General features: G+C 58.9%; 21 protein-coding genes. 20 read left to right on the top strand and 1 reads right to left on the bottom strand.

Annotation, left to right across the window (positions count from 1 at the left end; all coding sequences use genetic code 11):
• The first annotated feature begins 31 nt into the window (after positions 1–31).
• From ELR57_RS28555 to ELR57_RS26290, 12 genes are all read left to right on the top strand, one after another.
• Positions 32–580 carry an acyltransferase gene (locus ELR57_RS28555; RefSeq protein ID WP_148125565.1) on the top strand — a complete coding sequence of 183 codons (549 nt, stop codon included), beginning with the start codon at positions 32–34 and terminating at the stop codon, positions 578–580.
• An 81-nt stretch (positions 581–661) separates the two neighbouring features.
• Complete coding sequence (locus tag ELR57_RS26340) at positions 662–1,639, top strand: polysaccharide pyruvyl transferase family protein (RefSeq protein ID WP_126962668.1); 978 nt, start codon at positions 662–664, stop codon at positions 1,637–1,639.
• Positions 1,636–3,021, top strand: coding sequence for a sugar phosphate nucleotidyltransferase (locus ELR57_RS26335; protein ID WP_126962666.1), 1,386 nt, complete (start codon positions 1,636–1,638; stop codon positions 3,019–3,021). Before ELR57_RS26340 ends, ELR57_RS26335 begins: the two co-directional genes overlap by 4 nt.
• Positions 3,018–4,358, top strand: a complete 1,341-nt coding sequence (locus ELR57_RS26330; protein WP_126962664.1) for a UDP-glucose dehydrogenase family protein — start codon at positions 3,018–3,020, stop codon at positions 4,356–4,358. The genes ELR57_RS26335 and ELR57_RS26330 overlap by 4 nt, the downstream gene beginning before the upstream one ends.
• A 27-nt stretch (positions 4,359–4,385) precedes the next feature.
• Positions 4,386–7,334, top strand: coding sequence for a chitobiase/beta-hexosaminidase C-terminal domain-containing protein (locus tag ELR57_RS26325; RefSeq protein ID WP_238162708.1), 2,949 nt, complete (start codon positions 4,386–4,388; stop codon positions 7,332–7,334).
• Between the two features lie 15 nt (positions 7,335–7,349).
• Positions 7,350–8,651 (top strand): sulfotransferase, encoded by a 1,302-nt coding sequence (locus ELR57_RS26320; RefSeq protein ID WP_126962662.1) that lies wholly within the window; start codon positions 7,350–7,352, stop codon positions 8,649–8,651.
• Positions 8,648–10,585, top strand: coding sequence for an asparagine synthase-related protein (locus ELR57_RS26315; RefSeq protein WP_126962661.1), 1,938 nt, complete (start codon positions 8,648–8,650; stop codon positions 10,583–10,585). The genes ELR57_RS26320 and ELR57_RS26315 overlap by 4 nt, the downstream gene beginning before the upstream one ends.
• Positions 10,586–10,629: 44 nt before the next feature.
• The gene (locus ELR57_RS26310) at positions 10,630–10,773 is read left to right on the top strand and encodes a paeninodin family lasso peptide (protein WP_238162707.1); all 144 of its coding nucleotides are present in this window, start codon (positions 10,630–10,632) and stop codon (positions 10,771–10,773) included.
• A 91-nt stretch (positions 10,774–10,864) separates the two neighbouring features.
• Positions 10,865–11,923, top strand: a complete 1,059-nt coding sequence (locus ELR57_RS26305) for an aldolase (RefSeq protein ID WP_238162706.1) — start codon at positions 10,865–10,867, stop codon at positions 11,921–11,923.
• Positions 11,920–12,210: a lasso peptide biosynthesis PqqD family chaperone gene (locus ELR57_RS26300; protein WP_126962659.1), complete on the top strand. Its 291-nt coding sequence runs from the start codon at positions 11,920–11,922 to the stop codon at positions 12,208–12,210. The genes ELR57_RS26305 and ELR57_RS26300 overlap by 4 nt, the downstream gene beginning before the upstream one ends.
• Positions 12,211–12,230: 20 nt before the next feature.
• The gene (locus ELR57_RS26295) at positions 12,231–12,656 is read left to right on the top strand and encodes a lasso peptide biosynthesis B2 protein (protein ID WP_238162705.1); all 426 of its coding nucleotides are present in this window, start codon (positions 12,231–12,233) and stop codon (positions 12,654–12,656) included.
• Positions 12,657–12,676: 20 nt separating this feature from the next.
• A complete protein-coding gene (locus ELR57_RS26290) occupies positions 12,677–13,849 on the top strand; it encodes a nucleotidyltransferase domain-containing protein (protein WP_126962654.1) in 1,173 nt (390 codons plus the stop codon).
• 15 nt (positions 13,850–13,864) lie between these two features.
• On the opposite strand, the gene cysC is transcribed toward ELR57_RS26290, so the two are convergent.
• Positions 13,865–14,476, bottom strand: coding sequence for an adenylyl-sulfate kinase (gene cysC / locus ELR57_RS26285; protein WP_126962652.1), 612 nt, complete (start codon positions 14,474–14,476; stop codon positions 13,865–13,867).
• 157 nt (positions 14,477–14,633) lie between these two features.
• Between cysC and ELR57_RS26280 the strand changes: the two genes are divergently transcribed.
• The 8 genes from ELR57_RS26280 (at position 14,634) to ELR57_RS26245 (ending at position 24,431) form a co-directional block, all read left to right on the top strand.
• Positions 14,634–15,137, top strand: coding sequence for a VanZ family protein (locus tag ELR57_RS26280; protein WP_126962650.1), 504 nt, complete (start codon positions 14,634–14,636; stop codon positions 15,135–15,137).
• 175 nt (positions 15,138–15,312) lie between these two features.
• Positions 15,313–15,600 (top strand): hypothetical protein, encoded by a 288-nt coding sequence (locus ELR57_RS26275; protein ID WP_126962689.1) that lies wholly within the window; start codon positions 15,313–15,315, stop codon positions 15,598–15,600.
• 274 nt (positions 15,601–15,874) lie between these two features.
• Positions 15,875–16,852 (top strand): sugar ABC transporter substrate-binding protein, encoded by a 978-nt coding sequence (locus ELR57_RS26270; protein ID WP_126962648.1) that lies wholly within the window; start codon positions 15,875–15,877, stop codon positions 16,850–16,852.
• Positions 16,849–18,315 carry a sensor histidine kinase gene (locus ELR57_RS26265; RefSeq protein ID WP_126962646.1) on the top strand — a complete coding sequence of 489 codons (1,467 nt, stop codon included), beginning with the start codon at positions 16,849–16,851 and terminating at the stop codon, positions 18,313–18,315. Before ELR57_RS26270 ends, ELR57_RS26265 begins: the two co-directional genes overlap by 4 nt.
• The gene (locus tag ELR57_RS26260) at positions 18,290–19,936 is read left to right on the top strand and encodes a response regulator (RefSeq protein ID WP_126962644.1); all 1,647 of its coding nucleotides are present in this window, start codon (positions 18,290–18,292) and stop codon (positions 19,934–19,936) included. Before ELR57_RS26265 ends, ELR57_RS26260 begins: the two co-directional genes overlap by 26 nt.
• Positions 19,937–19,975: 39 nt before the next feature.
• Positions 19,976–21,091: a D-xylose ABC transporter substrate-binding protein gene (gene xylF / locus ELR57_RS26255; protein WP_126962642.1), complete on the top strand. Its 1,116-nt coding sequence runs from the start codon at positions 19,976–19,978 to the stop codon at positions 21,089–21,091.
• A 588-nt stretch (positions 21,092–21,679) separates the two neighbouring features.
• Positions 21,680–22,798, top strand: coding sequence for a sugar ABC transporter substrate-binding protein (locus tag ELR57_RS26250; RefSeq protein WP_126962640.1), 1,119 nt, complete (start codon positions 21,680–21,682; stop codon positions 22,796–22,798).
• A 112-nt stretch (positions 22,799–22,910) separates the two neighbouring features.
• Positions 22,911–24,431 (top strand): sugar ABC transporter ATP-binding protein, encoded by a 1,521-nt coding sequence (locus tag ELR57_RS26245; protein ID WP_126962638.1) that lies wholly within the window; start codon positions 22,911–22,913, stop codon positions 24,429–24,431.
• Positions 24,432–24,438: the final 7 nt, after the last annotated feature.

Here is a 24,438-nt window from a genome sequence, read left to right as displayed (position 1 = left end):
GACAACAAGGCGGAAGGGCGGCAAGGGAAGGATGCAACGGAGAAGAAGGCTTAAGGATTACGGGAAGCATGCCTATCGGCTGTTCCTTGGCGCGCTGTTCCGGAGGAAAACCGATCGGTGCGGCAAGCTCCTGAGGGTAGCCGGCGGAGTGACGGTCTCGAAATCGAGGCGAGCGAAGCTCTACCTCGGGGATCATGTCATCCTGTATCGGAATACCGGATTGTACCTGGATTCGAATCAGGCGGTCATCGAGATCGGCGACCATACGTTTCTGAATCGGCGAAGCGAGATCCTGTGCAAGCAGAACGTGAGAATCGGCAGCCATTGCGCCATCTCCTGGGATGTCACGATCACCGATACCGATTACCACGAGCTGGAGGGAACGGAGACGACGAGTCCCGTCGTTATCGGCGATCACGTGTGGATCGGCTGCCGGGCGACCATTCTGAAGGGGGTCACGATCGGCCCCGGAGCCGTCGTGGCGGCCGGAGCGGTCGTATCGAAGGACGTGCCCGCCCGAACGCTCGTCGCGGGTGTCCCGGCGAAGCCGATTCGGGACAACGTAATCTGGTCCTTATAACGAATTGCGGCATTTAGGGCAGGATGCGGCGCTAGCAACTCTAGCAACTCTAGCAAAAGACGCGCATAGGAGGGGAATGGCATGGAGGTCGTACGGACCGCTCATCCGATGGATGAGCTCAAGCAAAGGTTGAAACAGATCCTGGACGTGATTCCTCCCGGATCGGATGTCTATTATCTCGATTATCCGGTTCACGGCAATGGCGGCGATCTGCTGATCATGAAAGGGACCGAAGCTTTCTTCAGGGACTACCGCATTCGGGTGAGAGCCCGGTACAGCGCGCTGGATTTTCCGGACGGATTGTCCATTCCGCGGGATTCGATCCTGGTGCTGCACGGCGGAGGCAACTTCGGCGATCTGTATCCGGTCCATCAGAAGCTGAGGGAGAAGGTCGTCGCCGACTACCCCGAGCATCGGATCGTCATGCTGCCCCAGACGATCTTCTACAAGGATGTGCGCGAGTTCGAGAAGACGGCGGATATTCTGAACAAGCATTCGGACGTTCATCTGTTCGTTCGCGACACGATCTCGCTGGAGCTGGCGAAGGATAAGTTCAGCAATTGCCGCGTGTACCTGTCCCCGGACATGGCCCATCAGCTTTGGCCGATTCGCTCCAAGGCCGAGCCGGGGAAGGAGCTGCTTCGGTTCCTGCGGACCGACATCGAGAAGACGGCCGATCAGGACCGGCTGGAGAAGGGCGGCGAGACGGGGGATTGCCTGGATTGGCCGACCCTGTACAGCCGGACCGAGCAGAAGTCGATCCGTCTCTTCTCGGACGTGATGAGGATGGGCAAGGGCAAGCTGCCGATGGGGCAAATCTGGAGCAAGTATACGGATCGTCTGGTGAAGAAGGCGGTCGTCCGCTTCGGCCATTACCGCGCCGTTCAGACCTCTAGGCTGCACGGGCACATCCTATCCTGCCTAATGGACAAGCCTAACGTCCTGATCGACAACGCTTACGGCAAGAACGCCAGCTATTATCGCACTTGGACGCAAGGAATCGCTTCGGCGAAGCTGCTTGCGGAGACGGCGAACAAGAAGAGCGGAGGCATGGCATGAAGATCGTTCTATTATCGGGCGGCTCGGGCAAGAGACTGTGGCCGCTGTCCAACGATTCGCGGTCCAAGCAGTTCTTGAAGGTGCTCAAGGATCCGCAAGGCCAGCCGGAGTCGATGATTCAGCGGGTCTGGAGGCAGATCGGCGAAGCCGGGCTGCAAGACAGCGCCTACGTGGCGACGGGCAAGTCCCAGGTCGAGATCATCTACGGCCAGATCGGCAACGACATTCGGCTGATCGCCGAGCCGCAGCGAAGGGATACGTTCCCCGCCATCGCGCTCGCGGCGACCTACCTGTACGCGATGGAAGGCGTGAGCCTGAACGAGACGGTCGTCGTCATGCCGGTCGATCCTTATGTCGACGGAGACTTCTTCCGCCAGCTGGGACAGCTGGAAGGAGCGCTGAAGGATTCCGGAGCCGACCTGGCGCTGATCGGCGTTCAGCCGACGTATCCTTCGGAGAAGTACGGCTATATCGTCCCCGAGCCGGGCAGCGGCGCCGATCGGCCGTTCGTCCGCGTCGCGGGCTTCCGCGAGAAGCCTCGCCAGGAAGAAGCGGAGAAGATGATCGAGCAAGGTGCGCTCTGGAACTGCGGCGTGTTCGCGTTCAAGCTCGACATGCTCATCAACATTCTGATGGCGTACGAGCTTCCGATTCAATACGAGGAGATGCTCAAGCGGTACGGCTCGCTTCCGCAGATCAGCTTCGACTACGAGGTGGTCGAGAAGGCGAACCGCATCGCGGCGGTGCGCTACGAAGGAGACTGGAAGGATCTCGGGACTTGGAACACGCTGACGGAAGAGATCGATTCTTCGCTCATCGGCAAAGGTATCGTCTCGAAGCACACGCAGAACGCCCACGTGATCAACGAGCTGGAGATTCCCGTCGCGGTTCTCGGCCTGACCGACGTTATCGTGGCGGCGAGCCCGGACGGCATCCTGGTGGCGGATAAGGCGCTCAGCCCTCAGGTCAAAGACATGATGAAGCATTCGGACCAGCGTCCGATGTACGAGGAGCGCCGCTGGGGCCGCTATCGGGTGCTGGATTACCGCAGATACGCGGACGGCAAGGAAGTGCTGACGAAGTGGATCTTCATCGCCGCCGGCCGCAACCTGAGCTACCAGTACCACAGCTTCCGCGACGAGGTGTGGACCGTCGTCTCCGGACAAGGAACCGTCATTCTGAACGAGCGGGAGCTTACCCTGTCGGCCGGAGACGTCTTCATCGTTCCGAAAGAGAGCCGGCACAGCGTTCGCGCCGATTCGGACCTGGAGATCATCGAGGTGCAGACGGGCGAGCTTCTGATCGAGGAAGATATCGTCCGGCTGGAGCTGAAGTGGCCCGAGATCGTTCAACTATGCAAAGCATCGGAGGGATCCCATTGAATATCGCGGTCATTGGCACCGGTTATGTCGGGCTCGTATCGGGCATCTGTTACGCCGAATTGGGCAATAGCGTCGTCTGCGTCGACAAGGATCCGTTCAAGCTGGCCACCCTGCAGAGCGGAGGAATCCCGATCTACGAACCGGGCCTGCAGGAGCTCTCGACGAAGAACGTCGCCGCCGGCCGCTTGAGCTACACGGGCGACCTTCGAGCGGCGGTCCATGGCGCCGATCTCGTCATCATCGCGGTCGGCACTCCGCCGCTGCCTAGCGGCGAAGCGGATCTAAGGTACATCGAAGCGGCGGCCGCCGAGATCGCGGACGCTCTCCGCGGCTACACGATCGTCGCCGTGAAGAGCACCGTCCCGGTCGGCACGAACGAGCGGGTTCGCGACTTGATCCGCAGCCGAACGGACGAGCCGTTCGACAGCGTGTCGCTGCCGGAATTCCTCCGCGAAGGCTCGGCGATCCGCGACACGCTGGAGCCGGACCGGGTCGTCATCGGGGCCGAATCGCGCGAAGCGGCGAACAAGGTCGCGGAGCTGCACAAGCCGCTGACGGATCGGATCATGATCACCGATCTTCGCAGCGCGGAGCTGCTGAAGTACGCGTCCAACGCTTTCCTCGCCACGAAGATCTCGCTGATCAACGAGATCGCCAACATCTGCGAGAAGGTGGGCGCGGACGTGACGCAGGTCGCCGAAGGAATGGGCTACGACAAGCGGATCGGCCCGGCCTTCCTCCAGGCCGGCATCGGGTATGGAGGCTCCTGCTTCCCGAAGGACACGAGGGCTCTCATCCAGATCGCCGGCCATGTCGAGTACGACTTCAAGCTGCTTCGCTCGGTCGTCGAGGTGAACCGCGAGCAGCGCTTCAACGTGGTCCGCAAGCTGGAGATGATCTTCGGCGGCGAGCTGCGCGGCAAGACGATCGCGGTCTGGGGCCTCAGCTTCAAGCCGAATACGGACGATGTCCGCGAATCGCCGGCTCTGGAGATCATGCGGCATCTGACGGACGTCGGCGCCAAGGTTCGAGCTTACGATCCGATCGCGACGCCTAACTTCCGAAGCCTCTTCGGGGACCGAGGCGTTGCCTGGTGCGAAGGGGCCCTGGAAGCGGCAACGGGCGCGGATGCCCTCTGCTTGCTGACGGAATGGGAAGAGTTCGCCAAGGCGGATCTGCCGGAGCTGCAGGGAGTCATGGGCAGGCCGATCCTGATCGACGGCCGCAACGTGTTCCGGGAAGAGGATGTGGCGGGAACCGATTTCGTCTACTACTCCATCGGCCGTCCAAGCCTCAATCAAGGAGTCAGGGAGAAAGTTCCGCTTCTTCAATACTGACGCTTAGTACGGAAGGAGCAGAGATTAGTGAAGAGAAAAGCGGTCTTGCTCGCGTTGTTCTTGCTTCTGTTGATCGTCTCTTCCTCCCATACGCTAGGGGAAGGCGCCGACAAATACCCGCTGGAGACCGACGATCTCGCCAATTGGGGCAAAGCGTACTCGCATTCGAAGACGCTGTCGCTGATCGCGGGCCAGAAGGACTCGCCGGATTCGACCCTAGTCGTCGGAACCGGAGTCTCCGGGGAATATCTGACCTACAAGTCGAAGGGCAATCTTCGCTCCTTCGCGGTGTACGCCTACGGGAAGGAGGGCGGCATCTACAGGCAGCCGACGTTCTCGATCTCGGCGGACGGCAAGTCCTTTCGCTCCGTAACGCCGGACATCCACTCGGATGCCGATGATCCTCCTTCCGTTCGCTTTGAATCGAGGGATTTTCCCAGCGGCACGAAGTATTTGAGGATCGTGTTCCCGAGCGGCGATGCCAAGTCCCTCTCGATCGGCAAGGTCACGCTTAACGGGACGGCCGGCGCGGGCGCGAACAAGCCCTCGGGTCCGGTGCTGTACGGCAGCATGATCATGCTGGCTTCGGAGAACGGCTCCGCCCCGGTTTATTACACGACGGATGGCAGCGACCCGCGTTCTTCTCCGACTCGCAAGCTCTATACCGCGCCGATCCCGATCGTTGCCGAGACGCTGCTGAAGACGACGAGCGGTCCGGGTGAGACAGCCCATATGGCGGCTGACGCCTCTTCCTCCCAAGGACAAGGAATTTCCACCTATTCGTTCACGCCCTACCCGCAGGCTCCTCCCGTGGCAGGCATCTCCGACCTGTTGGACAACTTCTCCCAGACGGCTCTTCGGGCGAACGTGTATCTGGAGCGGAGCACGCCGGGTTACTTCGACAACGACATCAGCCGCGCGGTCCGGGCGACGACGGCACCGGGAATGCTGGTTTATACCGCGGGAGAGGACATGAAGTCGTTCGCGGTGCGAAGCTTCTACTTCTCGGGGCAGCCGTTCCAGAAGCTGAGATTCTATGTCTCGTCGGACGGCGTCCAGTATGAAGAGGCGACCGCGGAATCGTACCCATCCGGAAACCCGGTGGGCAATTGGCAGCCCTATGCGTACGAGAACATGTCTCTTCCGGCCGGCATCCGTTATCTGAAGATCGAGCTGCTCGGGGAGTCCAAGTCCTGGACGCCGCAAGTCTCGGAGGTCACGATCAACCGGAACACGGCTTCCGCCACGCTGACCACGGTCAAGAGCGGCAGCAGCATGCTGGCGACGATCGCGGCTTCGACAGCGGGCGCGAGAATCTATTACCGGCTGAACAAAAGCGTCGACTTCACCCCTTATATCCTTCCGTTTAAGCTGACCGGCTACAACCAGTTGGAGACTTACGCGGTGAAGGAAGGCTTCCTGCCGAGCCCGATCCGCAGCTATACGGTCAATGCCGGGAGCAACGTGCAGGTCGACCGGTTCGGCCAGATGGAGACGGCGAAGTTCGCGGGCAAGGTGACCGAGGAGAGACAGCTGGCGGAAGACGCCAAGGCGGACGCGGCGTATTACGGAAGCTTAACAACGCCGGACGACCGGGATTCTTACGGAGGGCTTGCCGGAAGCGCGGACAAGTACGGGCTTAAGGCAACCGGCTTCTTCGCGGTTCAGAGAATGGGCGATCGGCCCGTTCTGACGACGCCCGAAGGGAATCTGTTCTTCAGTCTCGGGGTCAACGGCGTCACGGCCCAAGAGACGTACACGCTCGTCAAGGGGCGCGAGGAGAAGTTCGAATACGTTCCCCCGTATGCGGGAGAGTTCAAGCCTGCTTATACCGGGACGGACAGCTTCTCGTTCTTCGTAGCCAACAAGTACTTGAAGACGGGAGTCTTCCCGACGGAGCACGACATTTACATGGAGGCGATCGAAAGGCTGAAGAAGTGGGGCTTCAACGGTATCGGAGCTTACTCCCCCGAGAAGTACGGCGAGGAGGGGTACTTCCCTTACGTTCGCATGCTGCCGCTGGATTCCATGGGCTGGGCCAAGATCGACGGGCTGTCGCTCTTCGACATCTACGCCCCGGACGCCGAAGCCAAGCTGGATCAAGCGTTCGCCCAATCGGTCGCTCCGTACAAGGAGGACCGGATGCTCATCGGCACCTTTGTCGGGAACGAGTTCGACTTCCATCGGTTCTACACCGACGTGCCGAAGCTCAAAGCGAGCAAGACCGCCATGAAGGGCAAGCTCGTGGAGATGCTGCGGACCAAGTACGGGACGATCGAAGCGTTCAACGCGGCGTGGAAAATGAGCTACAAATCGTTCGACGAGCTGAACGAAGCGGCGCTTACGCTCAAGACTTCTCCGTCTTGGCGGGATATGGACGCGTTCCTGGCGGACTATCTGGATCGGTTCTTCGGCACGGTGTCGCGCCTCTACCGCAAGTACGACCCCAACCATCTGCTGCTTGGAGACCGGTGGATCACGACGACGTTCCACAACGAGACGGTTCGCCGCGCGCTTGCGGACGCGGAGGGCAAATACATGGACGTCATCAGCATCAACTACTACACGTACAAGCTGGAGCCCGATCTGCTGCAGGAGGTCTATGAGAGATCGGGAGGCAAGCCGATTCTGATGAGCGAATTCGGCTATGGCACGACGGAGCAAGGGCTTGCGGCGCTTCTGCCGAACTCCGCGGTCAACCAGTTCCAGCGCGGCATGCGATACCGGAACTACGTGGAAGGCGTAGCGTCGCTGCCTTATGTGGTCGGCGCGAACGTATTCAACTACGTGGATCAGGCGGGTCTCGGCCGATATTGGCAGGGGGTCTGGGGCGAGCATTACAACTCCGGCCTCGTGAACGCGGCGGACCGGCCGTATAAGGATTATGTATCGGCCGCCAAGATCACGAACGACGACATCTACAAGATCATGCTCGGCCAGCGGCCGAAATTCTACTACGACTTCAGCCAGAAGTAAAAAGGAGGCGATCGGATGGTCGATGAGCGCGGCAACAACCTGGTCTTCCTGCTGTGCACGCCCCGAAGCGGAAGCTCTCTGGCAACGGTCATGCTGCAGAATCACAGCAAGCTGTTCGCCACGCAGGAGATGTGGTTTCTGCTGAGCCTGCTCGATCTGAAGTCGGCTCAGAAGCGGGCTTACGGCGGAGGGGCGATCCTCGAGCGGTTCTATGGCGGCGTGCTTCCGGAGAAAGCGTTCGAGAAGGCCGGCCGGGCCTTCGCTCTTCAGGTCTATAACGGACTCCTGCAGGGCAGCGAGGCGGAGGCGATCATCGACAAGTCCCCTCGGTACTACTGCCTGCTGGAGTTTCTGGATACCCTGTTTCCCAGCTCCAAGCGCATCTGGCTCGTTCGCAACCCGTTCGCGGTTCTCGCTTCCTACAAGAAGCTCGGGGCTTCGAGAGGAGGATCGTCCGATCTGGCGGCTCTTCTCGGCGGCTCCGCTTTCGACATCAAGGCGGCCGATCTGACGATCGGCTTGCTCCGCTATGCCGCCTATTTCTCCCGGCCCGATCCGAATGCTTATCGGCTGTCGTACGAGAAGCTCGTTGCCGCTCCAAGGGAACAGCTCGGCGGCGTCTGCCGCTTCCTCGGCAAGGAATACGAGGAAGGAATGGAGAACTACGGCCGGCGGATGGACACTCCGAAGAACGGCCTCTACTTCAGCATGGGCGTCGGGGATCCGAACGTCGCGGATCATGATGCCCCGCATGAGGATTCCGTCCATGCCTGGAAGGAGATTCTTACGAAGCGGGAGATCGAGCTGTATGGGCGCCTGCTCGGGGCAAGCCTGATCGAAAGCCTCGGGTATGGCGAGGAATTGGCGGAAGCGGAGAAGCTGGCGGGCGTCCGCTTCGAAGCGGAGCCGGACGACGCCTGGGCGGCTTATCGGACGAGGCAGCTTGCCGAAGCAACCGGGTACCGGTGGAAGGAGTATTATGCGATCCGCTCCGAGCCCGGGGAGCATGAGCCTGGGCTTCCCGGGCTTGATCTTCCCGAGCATGATATTCCAGGCGGGAATCCGGCCGCATCGAAGACAGAAGCCCAAGCGACGCTGCCGGGAGAGTCGGCGGATTCGCGGGAGCTGCAGCTCCGAATGACCATCCGCAATCTCGAGCGGCGGCTCGAGAGCGGATTGGCGGAGCGGCAGCGGCTTCGTTCCCAATTGGAAGCCATGAAGCGCAAATCGAACTGGCTGAAGGCGGCGATACCTTTCGGCGCCCGTTTGTCCAGGATGGCGTCCTCTTATCTGGCAGGAACGGGGGAGAAGAAATGAGCGCGATCGCAGGGTTCGTCCGGTTCGACGGGCAGAACGCGGAGCTGGAGGACGGGGAAGCGATGATGGTCGCGATGCGCGGCTATGTGGCCGACGACGAGCGAATGAAGCTCGCCGGGCCGGCCTTCCTCGGCTGCCGCATCCGGTGGATCACGCCCGAATCCGTCTCCGAGCGAATGCCGGGCGGAGACCCGGAAGGCCGCCTTCTGATCGCGGCCGACGCCATTCTCGACAACCGGACGGAATTGTTCGAGCGGCTGCAGGTAGACCGGGATCGCCGCGCCGGCATGACGGACAGCGAGCTCATCCTGCTCGCTTACCGGAAGTGGGGGCGGGAGGCGCCGGAGCATCTTCTCGGGGATTTCGCTTTCATGATCTGGGATGCGGAGCGGAGGCTCCTGTTCGGCGCGAGGGATCCTTTCGGCAATCGTTCGCTCTATTACCATCGCAGCGACTCAAGGCTGGCGTTCTGCACCGCCATCGCTCCGCTTCTGGTGCTGAGAGGAACTCCGAATAGATTAAACGAGCAATGGCTCGCGGAATTCATGGCGATCCCGGAGATGTTCGAGTCGACGGACCCGGAGGCGACGCCTTACCTCGGGATCCGGCAAGTGCCTCCGGGCCATGCGATTGCCGTCTCGGAAGGCCGTGTGTCGGTGGCCGGGTACGGAACCCTGGAGCCGGGCGAACCGCTGCGGCTGAAGTCGGACGGCGAGTACGAGGAGGCCTTCCGGGCCGTATTCGAGAAAGCGGTTGCGTGCCGGCTGCGCACGTTCCGCAAGGTCGCCGTGACGCTCAGCGGCGGCTTGGATTCGGGAACGGTGGCCAGCTTCGCGGCGAAGGCGCTGCGGAAGGAGGGCAAGACGCTGCAGGCATACAGCAGCGTGCCGACGCCCGAATTCGACGATTGGACGCCTCGCGGCACGGTGGCGGACGAGCGCCCGTTCATTCGGGCAACCGCCCGCCATGCCGGCAATATCTCGGAAACGTACCTGGACTTCAAGGGGATCAGCCCGCTGTCCGAGGTGGACGAATGGCTGGACCTGCTCGAGACGCCGTACAAGTTCTTCGAGAATTCCTATTGGCTCAAAGGAATCCATGAGAGGGCGTCCGGGCAAGGCGCGGGCATCCTGCTCACCGGAGCGCGGGGCAACTTCACGGTGTCGTGGGGACCGGCCCTCGACTATTACGCCCTTCTGATGAGGCAGATGAGATGGCTAAGCCTCTCGAGGGAGCTTCGCCAATACGGCGAGAACAAGGGGATCGGCAGGAAGCGCCTGCTCGCGGCCGTCGGCAAGCTGGCTTTCCCGGCTCTAACGCGCCGTTCCCGCGCGAAGCCGGAGCCAAGGCCGGAGCTGCCGGCTATGCTCATCCATCCCGGTTTTGCGGCCCGGACGGGCGTGTTCGACCTTCTGAAGAGAAGGGAGAGCGAGCGAACGGCCGCGGACCCCGCCGCGCTTCGCCTCGCCAAGCTCGCCAGTCCCGCGGCCGCGAACAAGAACGGAGCGACCGCCTCGAAGCTGTCGCTTCGCTACGGGACATGGGAGCGGGATCCGACCTGCGACCTGCGGGTCGTCCGCTTCTGTCTCGCCGTCCCCTTCGAGCAATACGTTCGGGGCGGGAAGGACCGCGCGCTTATCCGCAGGGCGACGGCGAACGTGCTCCCCGACGAGGTCCGGCTGAACCAACGGTCGCGCGGCATTCAGGGGGCGGATTGGGTCCATCGCTCCGCCCCGATGTGGCCGATGCTGACCGAGGAAGTGGCGCGTCTCTGCTCCGATCCGGACGTCGCCGGCTATCTGAACGTCGGCCGGATCCGGGAAGCCGCCGCAGGCATCGGACGGGAGCCGCGCCCGGAGCTTGCTTTTCACCCCGAGATGAGGCTGCTCATGCGCAGCTTGATTCTATACCGCTTCATCAAGAGATTCGCCTAATGCGGCCGTCTCATCCGAATCGCAGCGAAAGGAGGTGAGCTTGAATGGAGAAGATCGGAATGGAGAAAAAGCAGTGGCACGAGCCGACGCTGGAGACGTTGGATGTGGCCGAGACGATGTACGGCAAGGGACTGACGCACATCGATTTCGTGACGGTGGAAGACATGGACATCTATAGCCCGAGCTGACGCGGAGTTCCTATATTTCTCGCGTCCTTATCCAATCCCCCGGGGATTGGATAAGGACTTCTTCAAATAGGCCCGGAGAGGAGAGAACGACTTGAACGATCGGATACCTGCTCTGCGCGCGTCCGTTTACCGGGCATTCGGCCTAAGGATCTCGAGCCGGATCCCGCTGCCCGAATTGCCGCTGTTTGGCGTCCAGTCGGCGGTCGAAGCGGCGCAAATGGCGCCGGACGTCGAGATCGATTGGGGCGATTATCCACGGCTGATGAAGGAGCTGGAGGACTGCGGCAGCAACTTCGCTTATTCGCGAGGGGGCGGCAGACGATTCCTGTTCCTTATCCCGGAGACCGCCGTTTATGCCATCGAGGACGGACGCCGCATTGCCGTCGCTCCGGCGGCGGGAGCCGATCCGGAGAAGGTGCGGGTCTATCTGCTCGGCACCTGCCTGGGCGCGCTGCTTCTCATGCGGCGAGTGCTGCCTCTGCACGGCAGCGCGGTCGTCATCGACGGCAAGGCGTATGCCTTCCTCGGCGATTCGGGCGCCGGCAAGTCCACTCTGGCCGCGGCATGCGCCGCGATGGGGCATCGGCTCGCCAGCGACGACGTCGTCGCGGTCGCGCTGGACGGAGCCGGAGCTCCCGTCGTTTACCCTTCCTATCCCCAGCAGAAGCTATGGCGAGAGAGCCTCGAGGGATTGGGGATGGAGGGGGAAGAGTACCGCCCGATCTACCGCGAGACGGAGAAATTCGCGGTTCCGTCGGCCCGGCGCTTCAGCGCGGAGCCCGTGCCTCTTGCAGGGGTGTTCGAGCTGGCGAAGCCGGAGGCGGCAGCGTCGGAGGCGTCGCCGCCGGGATTAACGCCGAATTCGGGGGTTCCAGGGTCGATGAAGCCGGATTCGCCGGAACCAAGCGAGCGGAAGATCGCTTTGACGTCCCTGTCCGGATTCGAGCAGCTTCGCGTCTTGATGAAGCATACGTACCGCAACCGGCTGATCCCCAGGCTGGGTCTGGAGGGCTGGCACTTCCGCACGTCCGCGGCCGTCGCCGCGAGGATCGAGGCTTGCCGGCTTCAGCGGCCGCGGACCGGATTCACGGCGCCCGCGCTGGCGAAGTCCATTGAACAATACGTAAAGAAAGGGGCAATCCAAGCATGACTAACTTGATCTATACCGGACAATCGGTCGTTCGCAGGGAAGGGAATTTCGTAAGCGACATGAAGGGGGAGAAGGTGATGTTCAGCATCTACTCCGGCAAGTACTTCAACCTGGGCCATGTCGGAGGGCGCATCTGGGAGCTGATCGAGTCCCCGGTCCCGATCGGCAAGCTGGTCGACTCGCTTACGGAGGAATTCGAGGTGGATCGAACCTCCTGCGAGATGCAGGTCGGGGAATTTCTGCGCAGCCTGCTGAAGGAGTCGCTGATCGAGGTTCGGTCGGCATGATACGCCGGATGAGGACGTATATGGCATTGCCATCCGAGAAGAAGAGGCTGCTCGCGGAGGCTTTGGTCTTCCTGGCCTGGGCGAGAGCGCTCAAGATGCTTCCGTTCTCGCGCCTCAAGCTCTCGTTCGGCAGGCCGATGGCCGAGACGCCGCACGTTCATCCTCTGGAGCAGGAACGCCTGATCCGCCGGATCTCGGAGGCGGTCCGGGTCATGAGCCGCCACACCCTGTGGGAGAGCCAGTGCCTGGTTCAGGCGCTGGCGGCCCGCAAGATGCTGGAGCGGCGCAAGCTGGACAGCACTCTCTACTTAGGCACGGCCAAGGACAAGCAGGGCAAGCTGATCGCGCACGCTTGGCTTCGCAGCGGCCCGGTCTATCTGACCGGCGCCAGAGAGCGGAGATTGTTTACGACCGTGGCGAGCTTCGCGACGGAACCCAAAGAATAGCCAAGTTTGAAGGTGAAATCATGGAAAAGCCAATCCGTCTGAATATCGAGGCATTGCCCAAGGAACTAACCGTCATGCTGCAGGCGTTGCGCAGACCGAACATGGCGGGGGAAAGGCCGCATCGCGGTCCGGAATTGCCGCACATCGATTGGAATCAATTCCTGAAGCTGGTCCGGCACCATCGCGTGTACCCGCAGCTTCAGGGCCACCCGGACGGCGAATTGATTCCCGCCGATGTCCTGCAAACCATAGGCAGGGACTATCAGCGGAACGCGTTCCGCATGCTGCGCCTCAGCGGAGAGACGGAGCGCGTATGCCGCGCGCTCGCCGAGCGGGGCATAAGGTCGCTGCTGCTCAAGGGACCGGCGCTCGCCTGTCTCCTGTACGGGGACGTATCGCTTCGAACGTCGAAGGACGCGGACATTCTGATTCCCGTCTCGGACCTGGAGACGGCCGAACGCTTGATGAACGAGCTGGGCTACCGGGCGGAACGCCCGATTCCGCGCGGCCTGGGCGACTGGAAATGGAAGACCCACCATATTGCCTTCCTGCACTCGGAGCATGGAATCGAAGTGGAGCTGCATTGGCGGCTGAACGGGGAAGGCGGCAAGGAGCCGTCGTTCGAAGAGCTCTGGGGCGCAAGACAGCCTTGCGCTCTCGGCGCATCTCTCTTCATGCCGGGAGAGGAGCATCTCTTCTATTATCTGGCGACGCACGGTGCCCGCCACGGCTGGTTTCGCTTGCGCTGGCTGGCGGATATCGACCGGATGGCCAGACGCGGAGATCTGGATTGGGAGAAGCTGCTGGCCCTTCTTCGGAGTTACGAGTCTCTCGACGCGGCGGCACAGGCGCTTGTCCTGTCCGCTTCGCTGCTGGATACTCCGATTCCGCCGGCGATGGAAGGCGCTCTCTCCGAGAGCCGCGGGAGGGAGCTGGCGACGCTCGCGCTCGGCTTCATTCGGGATGGGACGGTTCTGTCCACCGATCCGAACGCGGGCCAAGCGGCTCGAGACTACAAGCGCTACTTGTTCGAGCTGAGAACGGGCTCGCAGAAGAGGCGGTACCTGCTAAGCCGCCTGTACCCGAGCTATCGGGATGCGGAGGCGCTGCCCCTGCCGAAGCCCCTTTACTTTCTTTATTTTCCGCTCAGGCCGTTCGTTTGGCTCTGGAGACAAGTGCGTCAGCAAACTTAGATAGAGGCGGGAGGGTCATTCGGCCCGGAGTCCGCCGCGCTTATCCAAATAGCCGATCAGGACGGCGACAGCCTCGTCGACGGACAAGCTCTCCGTATCCAGGACGAGCTCGGGATTGACGGGAACATCGTAACCCGCGTCGATGCCCGTGAAGCTTGTGATCCGTCCCTCGCGCGCTTTCTTGTACAGGCCCTTGGGGTCGCGCTTCTCGCATTCCTTAAGCGAACATTTCACGTAGACTTCGATAAAATCGCCGTTCGGGAACAGCTCCCTGACCTTCCGGCGGTCGGCTTCGCTCGGCGAGATAAACGCGGATAAGGCGATAAGGCCGGCGTCGACGAACAGCTTCGACACTTCGCCGACCCTGCGGATGTTCTCCGCGCGGTCGGCTTCCGAGAAGCCGAGGTCGCGGCCCAGCCCGTGCCGGATGTTGTCTCCGTCGAGCACGTAGGATGCCATCTTCCTGGACTCCAGCTCCTTCTCCAGGGCGAAAGCCAGCGTCGACTTGCCGGAGCCGGGCAATCCCGTGAACCAGAGCACGCAGCTCGGGTGTCCGTTTCTCCGCTGCCGATCCTGCCGCGTCAGCTTGGAATGCTGCCAGGTTACGTTGCCGCTATTGAGATTCATCGTTGTCCCTCCGTCCCGATTGCCGGTTTTGTTCGATTTTATCATAGAGTTCGGGAGGAAAGCCTGAATCCGGCGTCGCGATTCCGGTAGGACCGCCCGCTAGGACAATTGAACGGAAGACGGGACGCCATCCTCTAGGGAAAGGAAGCGATCGGACATGACCGGTCATCGGATTTGGAGACACCTTACCGCTCTTATCCTGCTATGCGGCGTGATCGCCGTTATTTTCACCCTATCCTCGCAGCCCTACCGCGTCCAAACCATTCAGCCCTTCCTGGAGAAGAAGCTGAGCTTCCAAGCGGCCGAGCGTCTGCTGCCAAGCCTGAGCATTCGCTACGACGGACACCGATACAGCCGGGACGTCAACCCGTTCGGGATGATCGAGTTCTTGTTCCGCAAAGGAGCCCACCTGTTCGTTTACGGCGTTCTGGCGGCAGCCTCCGCCCTCGTGCTGCGATCGTACCGCTTGCGGAACCCGGCGATCGCCGCGTTGTCGCTGCTCGTTGCGTTGATCGTCGCCCTGCTGGACGAATGGAATCAGCGATTCTCCCCCGCCCGCACCCCGGCTTATCAGGACGTGCTCGTCGATCTGGCCGGAGCCGCGCTCAGCCTCGCCGTCTGTTACGCGACTTCTCGTTTGTTGCATCGGCTGAAGGGATGACGTCGCTTGACCGAACGGCATCCGGCGGCTTCGTCGGTTCTTTTTTTGCAAAGTGCCGATTTAATCCCCCTTCGAATGACAATACAAAGTATAATGGAGCAAGGGATTACTTGAAGAGGTTCATCCGAAGTACCCAATAAACTCAAGGGGCTGCCATTTGAAAAAGCAAAAGCCGATGTCATTCGAAGAGTTGCTGCTGGATTTGCAAGGACAGAGAACGATTCAGGAGGATCCGAATCATATCTCGCTGGGGAAGCTGTTTAACGAGACATTCATGAGCAAGCATTCTCCGTTCACGAGCTTTGACGAGTTTCTGGAGAAGGGGAAATTCCAAGCGAAGACGCATGACGACTTGAACAACATCGTTGGCGAGCTGTTCGACCGTCATATCGCCAGGGAGACCGACTTCGCCGATTGGGCTTCCATGCTCGCTGCCGCCAATAAGGAATACGAGGCGAAGTAAGCGAAGCCGAGAAGAAGATACGGGAAGGGAATCCGATTCGAAGAATCCGATTCGAAGATGACGCCGGGAGAGGTCCCGTGCGTCTTTTTTGTCGTCTCGATCCGATCGATCCGGACAGCAACGCTTGAACGCTTGAAGCCTGAACGCGCATGAATCTCTTAACGCGGAGCCGTAACGGCTTCGCGTTTTTTTGCGTTGAAAAGAAAACGAGGGATGATATGATAGTTTTAACCTATTTTATGCCTATATCATAATAGAAACGGAGAGCGCCGACTTGAGCAAAGCGTTCAGTTTCGTTCTTGGAATTGTATGCGTTATCCTTTTGGCGATCACCTTGATCTCGGCCGACAAGGTGCTTCAAGCCGGCCCGCAGCTGCCGAGGCCGCCATACGAGAAACAAGCGGAATATCATTTGGTCTTGATCACGCAGGAGCTGGAGGCGCCGTTCTGGGTCAAAGTGGCGGAGGGCGCGAAGGAAGAGGCGGACAACAACGGGTCAAGCATAGAGGTATGGGGGAGCTACGCTAAGGATCAGGAGGAGTTCCTTAAGAAGTTGGAGATCGCCATCGACTCCAAGGTAGACGGCATCATCGTGCAGGGTCTGGATAACGACGATTTCAAAGAGCTAACCAAGATCAAGGCGGCCTTCTATGGCATTCCGATCATCACCGTGGCCAACGATGTGCCAATGGCTGACAGCCTGAGGAGGACGTACGTCGGCTCCGATCAGTTCCTCGCCGGGCAGATGATCGCCAAGCAACTGCTAACGGACATGGGCACAACCGGAACCGTCGCGTTGATGGGAGACAGCCAGGAGGAGTATTACCAGCAGCAGCGGGTCAACGGAATCATGAGCATTTTGCAAAAATATCCCGGTGTTCGGACCGAATACGCGGAGACGACCGAGTCGCGCGAGAAAATCATAGCTACGACGCAAGACGTCCTCAATCGAATTCCGGATGTGGATGCCTTCATTGCAGTCAACGCCAATATTACGGACGCCATGGTGCAGGAGATCGGACGGCGTTCCCAAGTCGCGCCGTATGATATCTATTCCTTCGACGATAGCAAGGATACGCTGCCGCTGCTGAAGGCGGGGAAGCTTGACGGCATCATCGAGCAGTCACCCGACGAGATGGGCAGGCTCAGCGTGAAGCGGATCATTGAGTGGCTCCGCGGGGAGACGGTGCCGCTCAACGCGGACGGCTATCTGACGAGAATTAGAATGTTGAGGGCGGCTGACTTGCGATGAACAGCATCCAGAGGAAAATATTGACGCTCGCCGCGGCCGTCATGTTCGTCATGGCGGCGATCTGGCTTTCTCTTACTTACTACAACCAGAAGACTCAAGACCAATACAATTCCATTCTGCAGCGCTATCTGCACATGAACGAAGTCACGAACGCCAGCCAGCAGACGGTGACGGCGCTCAACAATTATTTGGTCAATCCAAATCCGAAGAACCTGCAGCAGGTGAACAGCAACAAGGAGAGGCTTCGCGTCGCTCGCCTTGAAGTGATGGACTTGAGAAACGCGGAGAACGACTTCGCGTTGACGAGTTACATGAACCTGATCGACAGCCTGATTGAGACGACGGACCGGTCGATTATGTTCCTGTCCGAGGAGGAGACCGAGGAATCGACGAATGCCGTCTCGGAAGCGACTCGCATGTCGAAGTACATCTCGGAGATGACGCTGACCTTGCTCGATTCGGAACTGAAGACGTACGATCGGTTCTACCGCGGCATTATCGAGCAATCCACGGAGCTGAAGACGTTCGGGGTGTGGCTGCTGCTGTCGATCACGTTCCTGCTGCTGTTCTTCACCTATTGGTTCTCGCGTAGTATTACGAGACCCGTGCAGAAATTAACGCAAGCAGCCAAGGAGCTGTCTCGCGGGCGCTTCGACCTGAAGGTCGAGGTCACCTCCAACGACGAGATCTCCTTCCTAGCGAAGATGTTCGAGCGCATGCGGATCAACATCAACAACCTAATTGTGGAGATCCAACAGAAGGCGCAGTTGGAGAACGAACTCCAACAGAACAAGCTTCTGCTCCAGGAGAGCCAGCTTCGCAGCTTGCAGAGCCAGATCAATCCGCATTTTCTGTTCAATACGCTGGATACCCTCTCCAAGAAGGCTTATCTGGAAGGCTCCGAGGAGACTAGCGATCTACTCGCGAACGTGGCGGGGCTTCTTCGCTACAATCTAAAGCGGCTGGATCGGTCCGTGACGCTCTATGACGAAGTGAAGGTGCTGCACCAGTATATGGAGATCCAAAATGCGCGATTCACCGACCGGCTTCGCTTCAACACGGAGATCGACGAGTCCTGCCTGTACGTCCAGATTCCCGGACTGACGCTGCAGCCGATCGTCGAGAACGCGGTCATCCATGCGGTCGAGCCGCTGGAGGATGGGGGAACGATTGACTTCCGAATCGCGCAGGACGGCGAGAGGGTAAGAATCGAGATCTCCGATAACGGGCCTGGCATGCAGGAGGACAAGATCAAGGAGATCCTGGAGGAGCGTGGAGTGCAGACGGGCGGTCACTCGACCGGAATCGGCTTCAGCAATGTCGTTCGGCGGCTTCGGTTGTTCTATGGAATGAATGACATTATCGAGATAGAGAGCGGAGAGCAGCTCGGAACGAGAGTCATACTGTTAATCCCCAAGGTGAGGAGAAGCGAGAAAGATGACAAAGCTGCTGATCGTGGATGACGAGCAGATCGAGCGGGAAGGCCTGCAGGCCATTCTAGCCAAGGGAATCCCCGATCTGATCATCGAGCAGGCGAAGAACGGCAAGTTGGCGGTTCAGTTGGCTGAGGATTTCGAGCCGGATCTGGTCTTGATGGATATTATGATGCCGGGAATGAGCGGCCTGGAAGCGATAGAGATCATTCGGTCGAAGGATCCGAACGTCAAGTTCATCATGGTAACGGCTTATGATACTTTCGACTATGCCCGCCAGGCGATCAAGCTGGGCGTCATCGACTACTTGCTCAAGCCGAGCAAGGCGAGCGATATCGTGGCAACGGTGAGGAAGGCGCTTGGAACAATCGAGGAGGAGCGAGCGACCCAGGAAACGAACAAGCTCCAACGGGACGCGCTGCAGAAAGTGCTGCCGGTCGTCGAGACCGATATCGTCACGCAGCTGCTGTTCGACCATGTCCATGAGGTGCATTCCGACGAGCTTGTCAGCCTGCTGGGAGTGAGTACGTCGAACGGAAAGTTCGCGATCAACGTGCTGCTGCCCGCCGGCTTGGAGAGCATGTACTCCGCAGTCAAGAGCAAGATCAGGCAGATGGGCAGCGGTTGGGTCGGGGCGATGCACGGACGTCAGATCCCGATTATCGTGTTCCGCGACCCTGCCCAGTCTTACCGCACGCAGGCGATGAAGATCGCTATGGACCTGCTGGCTCTGACGAGGCCAAGCGGGGGAGCGGTTGGTGGCAGGGAGAGAGCTGGAGCAGAGACAGGTGCCGGGACTGGATTGGGATTAGGGATGGAAAGCGGGTTACAGGCTGGAGTTGGAGCTGGGACTGGCAACGGTTGGTTTATTGGCATCGGCAATGTCTGCGAGACCTTGGGGCAGATTCGCCAATCGTACCAGGAGGCGCTTATCGCTTCGATGGACTCGAGCCTTCCCGTGAAGTATCGGTTCTTCTCCGACACCCCCGTGCTGGGGGTGACCCGCGACGGGTATTCGGCCCGGCTGCTGGAGAAGCAGTTCTTCGACCGGATCCGGCTTGGCGAGTGGGAGCAGATGTGCGCGGACGTCGTGGAGTTCATTCGCCGTTACGAGAACGAGGGGGCCGATTTGCTGCAAGCGCAGCAACGGGTGCTGGAATTGTTATGGATAGCTTCGCGCGCACTGCTCGGCATGGGAGTCGAGACGGACTCGCCCATGTATTCTTTTCAAGCTCAGGATTATCGACAGCTCCGTTCCGAAACGGGCTTCCTGCTCGACCGGATGCGGCAATCGTTCGAGGAGTATCAAGATCGCTTGGAGCCGGATACGATTCAGCAGATCAAGCAATACATTATCGAGCATTCCCACAAGGATATTTCGCTGGACGCAATCGGGAAAAGAGTCGGCTTAAGCCCGTTCTATATTAGTAAAATGTTCAAAGACCAGTTGGGCGTCAACTATATCGATTTTCTGACGGAATGCCGCATCGAGAAGGCTAAGCAGCTAATGGGCGATCCCGAGCGGAGCTTAAAGGAAATTACGTTCGAGGTCGGCTACCGCGATCCGAATTATTTCAGCAAAGTGTTCAAAAAAATGTGCGACGTTTCGCCGACGGAGTACCGAAAGACGCTGCTAGGCAGAAAGGGATAACTGCTCATTCATTCTCTGCAAAAAAAGGAAGTGCAGCAAATGAGAAAGGGCTTCAAACAAGCCAGGTTCCTCTTGCTTGTGTTAGGGGTGACGTGCGTCTTGTCGGCTTGCGACGGAGGTACCACCTCGAACAGATATTTGGAACCGTCGATGCCATCCAAGGCGTCTCCGGGAGCAGATTCGATCGGAAATCATAAGATCTCAGGCGAGAAAATCAAGATCGGCTTCTCCTTGGATTCGTTCCAAGAGGAGCGGTGGTTGAAGGATAGGGATCTGTTCAAGTCGACGGCGGAAGCTTTGGGAGCCGAAGTATCCACTATGGCGGCGGGGGGAGACGACGCTAAGCAAATCTCGCAAGCGGAGACGCTGATCACACAAGGCGTGGATATCCTTGTCATTGTCCCTCACAATGCCGAGGCGACCGCGGCGATCGTCAAGAAAGCCCATTTGTCCGGCATCAAGGTGCTTGCCTACGATCGCCTGGTCAAGAACTCCGAGGTCGATCTCTATGTTTCCTTCGACAACGAGAAGGTCGGAGAACTTCAAGCGCGGGCGATTACCAAGCTGGTGCCGAAGGGCAAGTACGTGTACATCGGCGGCGCCGATACGGACAACAACGCCCACTTGTTCAAGCAAGGCGTCTTTAACGTGCTCCAACCGCTGATTGATCGAGGAGACATTACGGTCGTTTACGATCAGTGGACGAAGGACTGGGCGCCTGCGAACGCCCTGCTGAACATGCGGGAGGCGCTGCGCGCCAACGGCGATCAGATCGACGCGGTCATCGCGGCGAACGACGCCACTGCGACCAGCGTCGTCCAAGCGCTGACCGAAGCGGGGCTCGCCGGGAAAATTCCGGTTGCCGGCCAGGACGCCGACCTGGCCGCCGCTCAGCGGATCGTCGTCGGCACGCAGACGATGACCGTGTACAAGCCGATCAAGCAACTCGCCGACACTGCGGCGGAGCTCGCGGTCAAGCTCGCGCGCGGCGAGTCCGTGCAGACGGACAAGAAGGTCAACAACGGCAAGACTGAAGTGCCGTCGGTGCTGCTATCTCCGATCGCGGTAGATACCTCCAACATCGACAACACCGTCATCGCCGACGGCTTCCACTCCCGCGAGGATGTGTATAAGTTAGCGAAGCCAAAGAAATAGAGCATAGCTTTGTTTTGAGCCGTTTATGCACACTGGAACGACCGGGAAGCCATAGCGCCATTCTCGTCCTGAGGGACGGGGATGGCGCTATTTTTGGTTATACACATTTCCGTCATTACGGTGATGCTGGGGATAGATCATACGGCTGAACTTAGCCACACTATCCACGCATTTCTGCACATATTCTCATGTGGGCAACTTCGTTACTCTCCTCCACCAACAGAAGCACTTATCCACGAACTGAAGTAATCCGGTTACTTACATTCGCCAATCGCCGCAGTTGTCTATCGAAGAAGGTAGTCAGTCTGCCTACATATTTTCCTCATTAAGGTATGGGACTGAATGCAGCCAATCGGCGGGATTGCTGGCGGATGGTCCGAAGCATGGTACTGGATGCAACAAATTAGCGGGGATGGCGGGGGAACGGCCGGAAGTGTGGGAAGCCCAACCTTCCTAATCTTGCCCCAGGTTAAAAAAGTCTAGAAGGTCATAAAAGAGTGCTAGACGACAGCGCTTTCATAGAGCCTGTCCGATGCTATATTTGTTATTGCTAGGCCATTAGACAATATTTCGAGAGGGGTAAAAAGAATGAAAAAAGGCCTCAAAGCATTATCGGTCCTGATGATTCTCGCGTTGGTCACCGTACTGGCCGCCGCCTGCGGAAGCAAAAACGGAGACAGCGGAAGCAGCAGTAAAGTCAGCATCGGTATCGTCCTGCCGACGAAGAGCGAAGAAAGATGGATTCAGGACGAACAGCGCTTCAAGGATGCGCTAAAGGGCTCGAAGTACACGACCAGCGTTCTGTTCAGCGAAGGCTCCTCCGCTAAAGAAGCGGAAAACGTTGAGACCCTGATCAACAAAGGCATCAAAGTTCTGATCATCTGCCCGTTCGATGGAACGGCGGCGGGAGCGGCGGTCAAGAAAGCGAAAGACGCAGGGATCACGGTTATCTCGTATGACCGTTTGATCATGAATACGGACGCCGTGGATTACTATGTAACCTTCGACAGCAAGACGGTTGGCGCGAAGCAAGCGCAATACCTCGTCGATCATGCGAAGGGTTCGGGCCAGCCGCTGTATCTGTACGCCGGAGCAGCGACGGACAACAATGCCTTCCAATTCTTCGAAGGCTCTTGGGAAGTGCTGCAACCGAAGATCGCGGACGGCACGTTCAAGATCGCGAATTCCAGCGAAGCGCAGGCTCTTGCAAGCAAGGCGACGCTGACGCATGAAGAAGAAGCGAAGATCATCGGTCAGGTGACGACGCTCTGGGATCCGAACGAAGCGAAGAACAAGGCGCAGACGCACCTTACGGCCGCTGCCGCAGACATGAAGGGCGACGTTGCCATCCTGGCTCCGAACGACGGCACCTCCCGTTCCATCGCGGACGTCTTCGCTGCCGACAGCGCGATCAAGAGCTATGTGATCACGGGTCAAGACGCGGATAAGTCTTCCATTCAATACATCATTGACGGCAAGCAATCGATGACGGTGTTCAAGGATGTGCGCACGCTTGTTAAGGATGCAATGGGCGTAGCCTTGAACATCCTTGACGGCAAGACGGTCGAGACGAACGGCGTATCGAACAACGGCAACAAGGATGTTCCGTCGAAGCAGACGGATGTTATCTCCGTCGATAAGGATAATGTCAAGGAGAAACTTGTGGATTCGGGTTACTACCAAGCTTCTGACTTCAAGGGTCTGTAAGAATTGGACGTCGAATAGTTCGCGCGGAATAGTGATGGATTCGTCTATCACTATTCCTTTATCTACGGGCGATATGGGAGTTGCGGAATTGGTTGGCTAAGGAGTGCAAACGATGAGTGACTATATTTTGGAAATGAACAAGATCTCCAAGGAATTTCCGGGCGTCAAGGCGCTGTCCGATGTCAACTTCAAGGTGGAGCGGGGCGAGATTCACTTCCTCGTCGGCGAGAACGGCGCAGGCAAATCGACGCTGATGAAAGTGCTTAGCGGCGTGTATCCGCACGGAACGTACTCCGGAGATATTGTACTCGATAGCAAGGTGCAGAAGTTTGAGAAGATCGCGGACAGCGTGCATGCGGGCATCGGCATCATTTATCAGGAGCTTGCCTTGTTTCCGGATCTGAGCGTGTACGAAAATATTTTTGCCGGCAACGAGATCAAACGCGGCGCCACGATCGACTGGAATCAGACGATCGTGCAAGCGAAGAGCATGCTTGCCAAAGTCGGGCTGGACGTGAATCCCGAGACGTTGATCAAGGATCTCGGCGTAGGCAAGCAGCAGCTTGTCGAGATTGCCAAGGCGCTGAGTAAAAACGTTCGTTTGCTCATATTAGACGAGCCGACGGCCGCCTTGAACGAGAACGATAGCGAGAATCTGCTTAATTTGTTGCGGGAGCTGAAGAAGCAAGGCATTACCAGCATCATGATCTCGCACAAGCTTAAGGAAGTTATCGCGGTTGCGGACAAGGCGACGATTCTCCGCGACGGGCGTACGATCTGCACGCTCGACGCTTCCAAAGGAGAGCTTTCGGAGCGCGTCATCATCAAGAACATGGTCGGCCGCGAGATCGAAGATATTTACCCGAAGAGAGCGAAGAAATCGTTCGGAGAAAATATTCTCGAAGTGAAGAATTGGTCCGCGTACGATGCCAAGCTGGCCAGAACGGTCGTCAAAGAGGTTAACCTGCATGTCAAAAAGGGTGAGATCATCGGCATCGCCGGTTTGATGGGATCGGGACGAACCGAGTTCGCGCTAAGCATCTTCGGCAATCCCAGAGCTTATCGGCTGAAGGGGGAGATGCTGGTAAACGGCAAGCCGGCAACGTTCCGGCATACGAGCCATGCCATTGAGGCGGGGATGGCGTATGTGACAGAGGATCGCAAGGGCGACGGCTTGTTCCTCATTCAAGACATTCGCCGCAACCTGACGGCCGCGAACTTACGCGGCGTCGCTTCCAGGGGAGTTCTCAACGCCAACGAAGAGATTCAGGTCGCGAATTCCTACAAGGACTCGCTGTATATCAAAGCGCCCTCTATCGAGCAGCTTGTCGGCAACCTGAGCGGCGGCAACCAACAAAAGGTATCCCTCGGCAAATGGCTGTTCGTAGGTCCCAAGCTGCTCATCCTCGATGAGCCGACCCGCGGAATCGACGTTGGCGCCAAGTTCGAGATTTATACGATTATGAACAAGCTGATCGACGAAGGCATGAGCATCATCATGATCTCGTCGGAGCTTGGCGAAGTACTTGGCATGAGCGATCGCGTGTACGTCATGGCGGAAGGCCGCATCAAAGGCGAACTGTCCGCTCAGGAAGCCGATCAGGAACAAATTATGCATCTTGCTACGCAATAGGAGGAAC

The organism is Cohnella sp. AR92, from assembly GCF_003990975.1.
Lineage (GTDB): Bacteria > Bacillota > Bacilli > Paenibacillales > Paenibacillaceae > Cohnella.
Note: the sequence above shows the minus strand (reverse complement) of the source record. Positions and strands in the feature narration are given on the sequence as shown.